Origin of the sequence: Staphylococcus sp. GDY8P131P (assembly GCF_017891975.1) — a bacterium.
Lineage (GTDB): Bacteria > Bacillota > Bacilli > Staphylococcales > Staphylococcaceae > Staphylococcus > Staphylococcus nepalensis.
The window spans coordinates 26,761-38,425 of the sequence record NZ_JAESKF010000024.1; the positions used below are offsets into that span (position 1 = coordinate 26,761).

General features: G+C 35.5%; 9 protein-coding genes, 8 tRNA genes and 1 rRNA gene. All 18 read left to right on the forward strand.

What is annotated here, in order from left to right:
* Positions 1–11 precede the first annotated feature (11 nt).
* The 18 genes from tilS (at position 12) to KA894_RS14140 (ending at position 11,561) form a co-directional block, all read left to right on the forward strand.
* A complete protein-coding gene (tilS, locus tag KA894_RS14055; RefSeq protein ID WP_096811243.1) occupies positions 12–1,301 on the forward strand; it encodes a tRNA lysidine(34) synthetase TilS in 1,290 nt (429 codons plus the stop codon).
* 4 nt (positions 1,302–1,305) lie between these two features.
* Positions 1,306–1,845 carry a hypoxanthine phosphoribosyltransferase gene (gene hpt, locus KA894_RS14060; protein ID WP_119488061.1) on the forward strand — a complete coding sequence of 180 codons (540 nt, stop codon included), beginning with the start codon at positions 1,306–1,308 and terminating at the stop codon, positions 1,843–1,845.
* Positions 1,846–2,136: 291 nt separating this feature from the next.
* Positions 2,137–4,257, forward strand: coding sequence for an ATP-dependent zinc metalloprotease FtsH (gene ftsH, locus KA894_RS14065; protein ID WP_107644126.1), 2,121 nt, complete (start codon positions 2,137–2,139; stop codon positions 4,255–4,257).
* A 217-nt stretch (positions 4,258–4,474) separates the two neighbouring features.
* Positions 4,475–5,356, forward strand: coding sequence for an Hsp33 family molecular chaperone HslO (gene hslO, locus KA894_RS14070; RefSeq protein WP_103372609.1), 882 nt, complete (start codon positions 4,475–4,477; stop codon positions 5,354–5,356).
* Between the two features lie 154 nt (positions 5,357–5,510).
* Positions 5,511–6,443 carry a cysteine synthase A gene (cysK, locus tag KA894_RS14075; RefSeq protein ID WP_096810946.1) on the forward strand — a complete coding sequence of 311 codons (933 nt, stop codon included), beginning with the start codon at positions 5,511–5,513 and terminating at the stop codon, positions 6,441–6,443.
* A gap of 301 nt (positions 6,444–6,744) precedes the next feature.
* Entirely contained in the window at positions 6,745–7,551 is an 807-nt protein-coding gene (gene folP / locus KA894_RS14080; RefSeq protein ID WP_210134023.1) for a dihydropteroate synthase, read from the forward strand.
* The gene (folB, locus tag KA894_RS14085) at positions 7,529–7,894 is read left to right on the forward strand and encodes a dihydroneopterin aldolase (protein WP_096810944.1); all 366 of its coding nucleotides are present in this window, start codon (positions 7,529–7,531) and stop codon (positions 7,892–7,894) included. Before folP ends, folB begins: the two co-directional genes overlap by 23 nt.
* Positions 7,894–8,373, forward strand: coding sequence for a 2-amino-4-hydroxy-6-hydroxymethyldihydropteridine diphosphokinase (gene folK / locus KA894_RS14090; protein WP_096810943.1), 480 nt, complete (start codon positions 7,894–7,896; stop codon positions 8,371–8,373). The genes folB and folK overlap by 1 nt, the downstream gene beginning before the upstream one ends.
* Positions 8,374–8,729: 356 nt before the next feature.
* Positions 8,730–10,217, forward strand: coding sequence for a lysine--tRNA ligase (gene lysS, locus KA894_RS14095; protein WP_103372607.1), 1,488 nt, complete (start codon positions 8,730–8,732; stop codon positions 10,215–10,217).
* A 499-nt stretch (positions 10,218–10,716) separates the two neighbouring features.
* A 5S ribosomal RNA gene (gene rrf / locus KA894_RS14100) occupies positions 10,717–10,831 on the forward strand.
* Between the two features lie 16 nt (positions 10,832–10,847).
* A tRNA-Val gene (locus tag KA894_RS14105) sits at positions 10,848–10,923 on the forward strand.
* Positions 10,924–10,940: 17 nt separating this feature from the next.
* A tRNA-Thr gene (locus tag KA894_RS14110) sits at positions 10,941–11,016 on the forward strand.
* 6 nt (positions 11,017–11,022) lie between these two features.
* Positions 11,023–11,095, forward strand: a tRNA-Lys gene (locus KA894_RS14115).
* A gap of 14 nt (positions 11,096–11,109) precedes the next feature.
* Positions 11,110–11,184, forward strand: a tRNA-Gly gene (locus KA894_RS14120).
* 7 nt (positions 11,185–11,191) lie between these two features.
* Positions 11,192–11,280, forward strand: a tRNA-Leu gene (locus KA894_RS14125).
* 13 nt (positions 11,281–11,293) lie between these two features.
* Positions 11,294–11,370 (forward strand) — tRNA-Arg (locus KA894_RS14130).
* Between the two features lie 26 nt (positions 11,371–11,396).
* Positions 11,397–11,470 (forward strand) — tRNA-Pro (locus tag KA894_RS14135).
* A 15-nt stretch (positions 11,471–11,485) separates the two neighbouring features.
* A tRNA-Ala gene (locus KA894_RS14140) sits at positions 11,486–11,561 on the forward strand.
* Positions 11,562–11,665: the final 104 nt, after the last annotated feature.

Consider the following 11,665-nt stretch of genomic DNA (forward strand, 5'->3'; position numbering starts at 1 on the left):
GGTAAGCTATGATGAAGATTAACACGGCCGGTTGGGATGGGCATCAACATATTGTGTTGGCTGTTTCTACAGGCATAGATAGTATGGCATTATTGCATCAATTAATAACTGATTTATCTCAAACATATCGTAAACTAACGTGCTTACATGTGAATCACCATATTCGCGATGTTGCAAAGGAAGAAGAAACATTTATAAAACATTTCTGTACTTCATACCAAATTCCCCTATACGTGCATCATTTAGACTTATCGAATGTCGTTGAGAAAGGGAATAGTATTGAAAGCATCGCTCGATTAAAACGCTACGAGTGGTTTGATGATATGATGGAAAAACTTGGCGCAGATATTTTATTAACGGCACATCATCAAGACGACCAAATTGAGACGATTTTTTATCGATTGATGACTGGGCGTTCCACTCGAAGTAGTTTGGGTATGTCGTATCTTACTGCAAGAGGGTCATATGCATTGTGCAAACCTCTGTTAGAAATAACTAAAGCTGAGATTCGAAATTACCAGCGCTTGCATGAAGTTCCTTATTATGAAGACGAAACGAATGCTGAAAATCAGTATGTACGAAATGATATTCGTAATCGTATTTTACCAGCAATAGAACGTAACTGCCATTTGTCGACAAAACAATTGTTAAAATTGAAAGCATGGCATGACACACAACTAGAAGACCTTAAAAAAGAAGCAAATCATTTTATTGAAATGTATGTTAAAGGTATTGCTAATAAGAGAGAAATAGTAATCCCAAGAGACTTATTTTCTAATTTAAATCATAATTTGAAAACAATCATATTAGATATAATTGTTTCGAAATTAGGTATATTAAAACCGATGACAGAAAAAATGTATGAATCTTGGTTCAGGCAAATTGAAAATCATGTAAGTCAATGCACATTATATACGACAGATAAATGGAATATTTATATCGCTTATGATAAATTTATAATAATGGCAAATTATAATGAATCTCTTGTGCCAATACAGATTCAACACCCAGGTGTATATAACTATGGTCATTATAGTATTGATATTACGAATGATTTTCCAAATGAGTGTTACCCATTACTCGTCAGAACAAGAAACGATGGGGATAAATTCAAACTAAATGGTGTACAAGGCCACAAAAAGGTTAGTAGGTTACTTATTGATTATAAAATTATACAAACCGAACGAAATCAGTTACCGATTTTAGTTAATGCAGATGATGAAATTATTGCGGTAGGTACGTTATATTTAAATAATAAATATAAAACATCTATTTTTATACGAAATATGGGAGAGGAATGAAAATATGCGAGATGATTTAAAAGAAGTGTTATTAGACGAGGCAGAAATAGAAGGCATATGCAAAGATTTAGGAGCGAAAATCACTGAAGCATACGCTGGTAAGCCACTTGTTTGCATAGGTATTTTAAAAGGTTCAGTAATGTTTATGACAGACCTTATTAAACACATCGATACACACCTAGCTATCGATTTTATGGATGTTTCTAGTTATCATGGTGGGACAGAGTCTACTGGTGAAGTACAAATATTAAAAGACTTGAGTGCTTCTATAGAAGGGAAAGATCTTTTAATTATCGAAGATATTTTAGAAACAGGGACAACTTTAAAATCAATTACAGAATTATTAGAATCAAGAAAAGTAAACTCACTTGAAATTGTAACATTGTTAGATAAGCCAAACCGACGCAAAGCAGATATCGAAGCCAAATATGTGGGTCAAAAGATACCAGATGAATTCGTTGTGGGTTATGGCTTAGATTACGCTGAGAAATACAGAAACCTACCGTTTATCGGCACACTTAAACCAGAAATTTATTCAAAGTAAGCAGTACAATTTAATCGGATGAAATATTGTTATATACTATAAAACGTAATTAGATAATATAAGTTAATATACATAGTGATGTTAACTTAATTGACTCGCCTATACATAAACTTTTAGAAGTTTAATAAAGCGTATGTTTTAACATTTGTATATCTTATCTAAAAAATTATTAAAGTAAAAAATTAACAAAGGTCTTAACATATGTACAAAAAGTATAATTACTGGCCTGAAACTTATGTATTGTGTTACAATTTTTGTTAGTTTTATTATTGAAGTAGGAGGAAACGACGCATGCAGAAAGCCTTTCGTAACGTGCTAGTTATCGCAATCATTGGCGTTATTATATTTGGTTTGTTTTCGTGGCTAAATGGTAACGGAAATATGCCAAAACAGCTTACTTATAACCAATTTGTTAAGCAACTGGATAAAGGTGAACTAAAATCATTAGAAATTCAACCTGAACAAAATGTATATATGGTAAGTGGTAAAACTAAAAATGATGAAGATTATTCTTCAACAATTTTATATAACAATGATAAAGAGCTTGAAAAAATAACAGACAAAGCACAAAATCAAGATGGATTGAAATTTACAGTTAAAGAAGAAGAAAAACAAAGTGTATTTGTAAGTATTTTAACTACATTAATTCCTGTATTAATCATTGCCTTATTATTTATTTTCTTCCTTAGCCAAGCACAAGGAGGCGGCGGCGGTGGCGGCCGTATGATGAACTTTGGTAAGTCCAAAGCTAAAATGTACGATAGCCAGAAAAAACGTGTACGCTTCTCAGATGTAGCGGGTGCAGAAGAAGAAAAACAAGAATTAATAGAAATTGTAGACTTCTTAAAAGATAATAAACAATTTAAACAAATGGGTTCTAGAATTCCAAAAGGTGTTTTACTCGTTGGGCCTCCAGGTACCGGTAAAACATTATTAGCGCGTGCAGTAGCTGGTGAAGCAGGTACGCCATTCTTCTCAATCAGTGGTTCAGACTTCGTTGAGATGTTTGTAGGTGTCGGTGCAAGCCGTGTACGTGACTTGTTTGAAAATGCTAAGAAAAACGCACCTTGTATTATCTTTATTGATGAGCTCGATGCAGTTGGTCGTCAACGTGGCGCTGGTGTAGGTGGCGGTCACGATGAACGTGAACAAACATTAAACCAATTGCTAGTTGAAATGGATGGTTTTGGTGAAAATGAAGGTATCATTATGATTGCCGCTACAAACAGACCTGATATTTTAGACCCGGCATTATTACGTCCAGGTCGTTTCGATAGACAAATCCAAGTCGGCCGTCCAGATGTCAAAGGGCGTGAAGCCATTTTACATGTTCATGCTAGAAATAAACCACTTGATGAAACAGTGGATTTAAAAGCAGTGTCTCAAAGAACACCTGGCTTCTCAGGTGCAGATTTAGAAAACTTATTAAACGAAGCATCATTAGTTGCAGTGCGTGAAGGTAAGAAGAAAATCGACATGCGTGATATAGAAGAGGCTACTGACCGTGTTATTGCTGGCCCTGCTAAAAAATCACGTGTTATTTCAGAAAAAGAACGTAATATTGTGGCGCACCACGAAGCAGGTCATACGATTATTGGTATGGTACTTGATGAAGCAGAGGTTGTCCATAAAGTGACTATTGTGCCACGTGGACAAGCTGGCGGTTACGCAATGATGTTACCAAAACAAGATCGTTTCTTAATGACTGAACCAGAGTTATTAGATAAAATTTGTGGCTTGCTAGGCGGACGTGTTTCTGAAGATATTAACTTCAACGAAGTATCAACTGGTGCTTCAAATGACTTTGAACGTGCAACACAAATCGCGCGTCAAATGGTTACTGAATATGGTATGAGTAAGAAACTCGGTACAGTTCAATTCTCAAGCAGTGGCAGTGGACAAGTATTCTTAGGTAAAGATATGCAAGGCGAACCAGAATACTCTGGTCAAATTGCTTATGAAATCGATAAAGAAGTCCAACGTATCATCAAAGAGCAATATGAACGTTGTAAAGACATTCTTTTAGAACATCAATCACAATTAATTTTAATTGCAGAGGCTTTATTAAAAGAAGAAACATTAGTTGCTGAACAAATTCATTCATTATTCTATGATGGTGTACTTCCTGAAGTGGATTATGATGCGGCGAAAGTTGTGAGTGATCAAGAAAAAGAATTTAAAGAAGGTAAATACGGTAAATCTTATGAAGATGTCCGTAAAGAGCAACGAGACATCGGTAATAAACAACAAGAAGAAGACCGCAAAGAAGAAGAAGATATCGATAAAGAAAAAGAAGAAAGACAACACGACGGCGATGATGATTCTGATGAAGACACAGGTCATGAACAACCGCCGAACATTGATAAACCAAGCAATCCAAGCGATCCTAATGATCCAAGCAATAGAAATTAATAACTGAACGAAAAGCTTCTTTCTGCTATCATATTGATGTAGAAAGAAGCTTTTTATGGTTACTTATTTTTTAAATAAACATTATAAACAGATATGTAGCAATTTTTTGCCTGAACAATTACAATAAATTGCATTGATAAAAAGTAGTAAAAAGTTCTAAATGAAAACTAAAAAATGAATTTAAACATTAAAATAAATCAAAGGAGTAATTACAGAAATGACAAACGATTATATTGTTAAAGCATTGGCTTATGGAGGACAAATAAGAGCATATAGTGCCTTAACTACAGAAAGCGTACAAGAAGCGCAAACAAGACATTATACTTGGCCAACAGCATCTGCAGCACTTGGCAGAACAATGACTGCTACATTAATGATGGGGGCTATGCTTAAAGGAGAACAAAAATTAACAGTTACCGTGGATGGCCAAGGCCCGATTGGAAAAATCATTGCTGATGCAGATGCTAATGGCCACGTGAGAGGATATGTAACAAACCCACAAACACATTTTCCTTTAAATAACGTAGGTAAATTAGACGTTGGCCGTGCGGTAGGCAGTAATGGCGCATTAACAGTAGTAAAAGATGTTGGCTTGAAAGACTATTTTTCAGGTTCAAGTCCACTTGTATCCGGTGAATTGGGGGATGATTTCACTTACTATTTTGCTAAAAGTGAACAAACACCCTCATCTGTTGGTTTAGGTGTACTAGTAAACCCTGATAATTCTATCAAAGCAGCTGGCGGTTTTATTATTCAAGTTATGCCTGGTGCTGAAGAAGAAACGATTAATAAGTTGGAAGAAGTTATCAATAACATGACGCCAGTTTCTAAATTGATTGATCAAGGCTTAACACCTGAAGAAATTCTATTTGAAGTACTAGGAGAAGATAATGTACAAATTTTAGAAAATATGCCTACAAGTTTTGAATGTAATTGTGGTCATGAAAAATTCTTGAATGCAATCAAAGGCCTCGGCCAAGCTGAAATAGAAAGCATGATTAATGAAGATCATGGCGCAGAGGCAGAATGTCACTTTTGCAGAAACAAATATCAATATTCAGAAAGCGAATTACAGGAATTATTAGAAAAGATGCAATAATTGCTATAAAATAGAAGTGTAACAGTAGCATATTATAAAAATATTGCAATATTCAATCTTCTCAGTTGTATTCAAAACAAAATCTGATAAAATGAAAAGTATATCCGATAGAAAAAGTAGGTTTTAGACTTTTTAATGAAAAGGAGCAATACTTATGACAAATAAACCAGTAAATAATATCGTCGAAATTATTGGCAATACGCCGGTAGTTAAATTAAATAATGTGGTGGATGAAAATTCAGCAGATGTTTACGTAAAACTAGAGTACCAAAACCCAGCGGGCTCAGTTAAAGACCGTATTGCCTTAGCGATGATTGAAGCAGCCGAAAAAGAAGGTAAGATTAAACCAGGTGATACAATTGTCGAACCAACGAGTGGTAATACAGGCATCGGATTAGCTTTTGTATGTGCTGCTAAAGGTTATAATGCAGTATTTACGATGCCTGAAACAATGAGCCAAGAGCGTCGTAATCTATTGAAAGCTTACGGTGCAGAAGTGGTTTTAACACCAGGGGCAGAAGCGATGAAAGGTGCTATTAAAAAAGCGAAAGAACTAAAAGAAGAATACGGTTATTATGAACCACAACAATTCGAAAACCCGGCTAATCCACGCGTACATGAATTGACAACTGGTCCAGAATTGGTCGAACAGTTTGAAGGAAAAACAATTGATTCTTTCTTAGCAGGTGTTGGTACTGGGGGCACATTGACTGGTGCCGGTAAAGTATTGAAAGAAAAATATCCTGACATTAATCTTGTGGCGATTGAACCAGAAGATTCTCCTGTACTAAGTGGTGGCGAACCTGGTCCACATAAATTACAAGGCTTAGGGGCTGGTTTTGTACCAGACACACTAGATACAAATGTTTATGATGAAGTAATCAAAGTTGGTAACGAAACAGCAATGGATATGTCTCGTAAAGTTGCTAAAGAAGAGGGTATCCTAGGTGGTATTTCTTCTGGTGCAGCAATTTATGCAGCTTTAGAAAAAGCTAAATCATTAGGTAAAGGTAAAACAGTAGTCACTGTATTACCAAGTAATGGTGAACGTTACCTTTCTACACCGTTATATTCATTTGAAGATTAAATTTTATTTTTCCTAACCGGTCGTGTATATACGCGATCGGTTTTTTTAGTATTAATAATCGTTCAAGGAAAACAATTGGTTAATTTTATATTTTACCTGTAATAAACACTCAGTATTTTATATTGAAATGCAAAAGTCAATTAAATGACCGCTAGGTTTCTTTTTAAAAATGAGCATCTCGTTAATTGTTTCTTATAAATGGTTTAAGCATTGTTTACTGAAAAAAATAATAATTAGCGTTATTATAGAATAGTAATTATAATGCTAATGGAGCATCTAAGCGTGAAAGGAAGAAGTGACTATGGCACATACAAAAATTATGGGCATATTAAATGTGACCCCAGATTCATTTTCTGATGGCGGTAAATATAATTCTGTAGAAAAAGCAATCAAAAGAGCTGAAGAAATGATTGATGAAGGTGTAGATATCATAGATATAGGCGGTATATCTACACGTCCAGCAGGCTATGAAGAAATTAGCGTGACAGAAGAATTGGAACGCGTAATTCCTGTTGTAAAAGCGTTAAATCAATTTGATATTCAACTTTCTATTGATACATATAGAAGTGAGATTGCAGAAGCTGCAATGAAATTAGGCGCAACTATGATTAATGATCAATGGGCTGGTTTGTATGACGAAAAAATATTCGACGTTGTAGCCAAATATGAAGGTGAAATTGTACTGATGCATAATGGTGATGGTCAGAGGTCAGAACCTGTTGTTGAAGAAATGCTCTTATATTTATTAAAACAAGCTAACAAAGCGGAAATGGCTGGCATTCCTCAAGAGAAAGTTTGGGTTGACCCGGGTATTGGTTTTGCTAAAACCAGAGAAGAAGAACAAGAAGTAATGGCTCGATTAGATGAATTAGTAGCTACAGACTATCCTGTATTATTAGCGACGAGTAGAAAAAGATTTATTAAAGAAATGGTTGATAAAGATACCAAAGCGACTGAAAGAGATGAAGCGACAGCAGCCACGACTGCATATGGTATAATGAAAGGCGTTAAAGGTGTAAGAGTGCATAACGTTGTACTCAATGCTCGTTTAGGACAAAGTATGGATTATTTAAAGGAGAATGAGTATGCACGATACAATCTTTCTTAATGGTATGAAGTTTTATTGTTACCATGGCGCTTTACCAGCAGAAAATGAAATTGGCCAAATATTTATTGTAGATGTAACAATGAAAGTGGATTTGAGTATTGCTGGTAAAACTGATCAAGTCACTGATACAGTTCACTATGGTGAGATATACGATGAAATTAAAGCAATCATGGAAAGTAAACCAGTAAATTTATTAGAGCATCTAGCTGAACGTATTGCAAAACGTATAAATTCACACTATAATCGTGTAATGGAAACGAAAGTTAGGATCACTAAGGAAAATCCTCCTATACCAGGTCATTATGATGGTGTAGGTATAGAAATAGTGAGGGAGAATTTCTAATGGAATATGCATATTTAGGGTTAGGAAGTAACGTTGGAGAAAGAGAAGTACAACTTAAGAAGGCCATTCGTATTTTGAATGAAAAAGATGGCATCCATGTAACGCAAATATCGCCAATATATGAAACTGAACCTGTTGGGTATGTCGACCAACCTCAATTTTTAAATCAATGCATTGAAATTCAAACGTCACTAAAACCACACGCCTTATTGAACGCATGTCTTGATACAGAGCAACAACTGCACAGAGTGAGAGATATACGATGGGGCCCTAGAACTTTAGATGTCGATGTTTTATTATATGGTGATCAAGTCATTGAAGAAGATGATTTGATTGTGCCGCATCCACGCATGTTGGATCGCTCATTTGTGCTTATCCCATTAAATGACATCGCATCAGATTGTATTGTGCCACTCACTAATAAAAAGGTGGGTAATTTAGTGACAACTGATAACTCAGTTAAGAAGTATCAAAATTGAGAGGTAGATAGAGCGTAATTGCTCAGAAGTATGAGTTGAGCTTTGAATCATTTATTATGTGTTGGTACAAACTAAACAACTTGTTGACGTGTTTTCTACAAAAGATGAATTTTTAATCCCTTTATTACGTTTGCAACGTCTAGTAGAATTGAAAAGAGAAAAAAGTTGTCATAATGAGAATGTGTAAATATGTATCCAGCGTATTTAAATTTTTTCATAGTAAGACAAAGTTAGAAATGTTTTAAATCAAAAAGAAACTAAATAAGAAATGATATAGATGATTCACAATTTCTAACAATAAGTAAAAAATAAAGAAACTAAAAATGTGGAACAAGAAGCATAAAGGAGAGAAAGTTATGTCAGAAGAAATGAACGACCAAATGCAAGTACGTCGTCAAAAAATGCAAGAACTATATGATTTAGGTATCGATCCGTTTGGTCAAAAATTTGAAAGAACTTCAATGGCTACACCATTACATGAAGATTGGGACCAATTTACAAAAGAAGAATTGCAAGAAAAAGAAGAAGAGAGCCATGTTAGCATCGCTGGACGTGTCATGACAAAACGTGGTAAAGGTAAAGCTGGTTTTGCACATGTACAAGACCTATCTGGTCAGATTCAGATTTACGTAAGAAAAGATCAAGTGGGTGATGAGCAATTTGATATTTGGAATTCAACAGATTTAGGAGATATAGTCGGTATCGACGGAGTAATGTTTAAAACTAAAACAGGTGAGTTGTCAGTTAAAGCTAAATCATTTGTCCTTTTAACTAAAGCATTACGTCCATTACCAGACAAATTCCATGGTTTACAAGATATAGAACAACGTTATCGTCAACGCTATCTCGATTTAATTACAAATCAAGATAGCACAAAAACGTTTATTAACCGAAGCAAAATTTTACAAGAGATGCGTAACTATTTAAACCAACAAGGTTTCTTAGAAGTAGAAACACCGATGATGCATCAAATAGCTGGTGGTGCTGCTGCTAGACCATTTGTAACACATCATAACGCATTAGACGCTACGCTTTATATGCGAATTGCAATTGAACTACACTTAAAACGCCTTATCGTAGGCGGATTGGAAAAAGTATATGAAATTGGTCGTGTGTTTAGAAATGAAGGCGTATCTACACGTCATAACCCTGAATTTACGATGATTGAACTATATGAAGCATATGCAAATTATCATGATATTATGGATTTAACGGAAGATATGATCAGACACATTTCCAATAAAGTATTAGGTACTGCCAAAATTAATTATGGTGAAGATGTAATTGATTTAGAATCAAACTGGAAACGAATCCATATGGCAGATGCAGTTAAGGAGACTACCGGTGTAGACTTCTATAACGTACAAAGTGATGAAGAAGCAAAAACACTCGCAAAAGAACATGGGGTCGAAATCACCGGTAATATGAAATACGGACACATTTTAAATGAATTCTTTGAACAAAAAGTAGAAGAAACATTAATTCAGCCAACATTTGTATATGGACATCCTATCGAGATTTCACCATTAGCTAAGAAAAATCCAGAAGATCCTAGATTTACAGATCGTTTCGAACTGTTTATTGTAGGCAGAGAGCACGGCAATGCATTTACAGAATTGAATGACCCTATCGATCAAAGAGAAAGATTTGAAGCTCAACTAGTCGAAAAAGAAGAAGGCAATGACGAAGCACATGAAATGGACGAAGATTTTATTGAAGCATTAGAATACGGTATGCCTCCAACAGGCGGTCTAGGTATCGGTATTGATAGATTGGTTATGTTGCTTACAGATTCAGCTTCGATTCGTGACGTGCTATTATTCCCATACATGAGACAAAAATAAGCCGTTTATATAAAAAACGTATCACAATTAAATAGAAACAAGAAACTAGGTCAGTATATATTGTATAATAGGGGGATAACTGATCTAGTTTTTATATTATTAATAGGGAATAAATGTAATTACTGTTATTAATTATTAGATATGTTAATATTACTTTAATTAATTTTTGTAATAAGAAACATTTGGGACATAAATGCCTATTAAAATATAAAAATATACTAAAAAAGGTTTGGCATTTAACATATTCATATGATAAGATTATTCAAGTCGAGTTGAGGAAACGAGACATTGAAATCTTAAATATAAAGTTTAAAAATAAAAAACACAAAAGTTATTGACTAATAACGAAAAATGAAGTAATATATAAAAGTCGTCAAATTCAAGAGAAAGCAACAGAGTCTTATGTAAATGATTTTTAAAGAAATTTTAAAAATAGTGTAAAATTGACCGTTGCAATTATTTGATAAAACGTGTATCATATATTGAGTAAGTTATTTTGTCTGGTGGCAATGGCAAAGAGGTCACACCTGTTCCCGTGCCGAACACAGAAGTTAAGCTCTTTAGCGCCGATGGTAGTTGGACTTACGTTCCGCAAGAGTAGGACGTTGCCAGGCTTTATAATAATCATGTGGAGGATTAGCTCAGCTGGGAGAGCATCTGCCTTACAAGCAGGGGGTCGGCGGTTCGAACCCGTCATCCTCCACCATCTTTTAAAAATGAATAGCCGGCCTAGCTCAATTGGTAGAGCAACTGACTTGTAATCAGTAGGTTGGGGGTTCAAGTCCTCTGGCCGGCACCATTTCATGAGCCATTAGCTCAGTTGGTAGAGCATCTGACTTTTAATCAGAGGGTCAGAGGTTCGAATCCTCTATGGCTCATCCAGTTTCAATTTGCAGAAGTAGTTCAGCGGTAGAATACGACCTTGCCAAGGTCGGGGTCGCGGGTTCGAATCCCGTCTTCTGCTCCATTATATTGCCGGGGTGGCGGAACTGGCAGACGCACAGGACTTAAAATCCTGCGATGAGAGATCATCGTACCGGTTCGATTCCGGTCCTCGGCACCATCATTTTAATAGAGCGCCCATAGCTCAATTGGATAGAGTACTTGACTACGAATCAAGCGGTTATAGGTTCGACTCCTATTGGGCGCACCATTTTAAAATGCATATTATAATAAATACGGGAAGTAGCTCAGCTTGGTAGAGCACTTGGTTTGGGACCAAGGGGTCGCAGGTTCGAATCCTGTCTTCCCGACTCTTATAAAACTATGGGGGCTTAGCTCAGATGGGAGAGCGCCTGCTTTGCACGCAGGAGGTCAGCGGTTCGATCCCGCTAGTCTCCACCATATTTAAAAACAAACAATGAACATTGAAAACTGAATTGCAATATGTCAACGTTAATTCCGAATTCAACATTAAATGTTGATTCAAAACAACGTGTTATTGATAA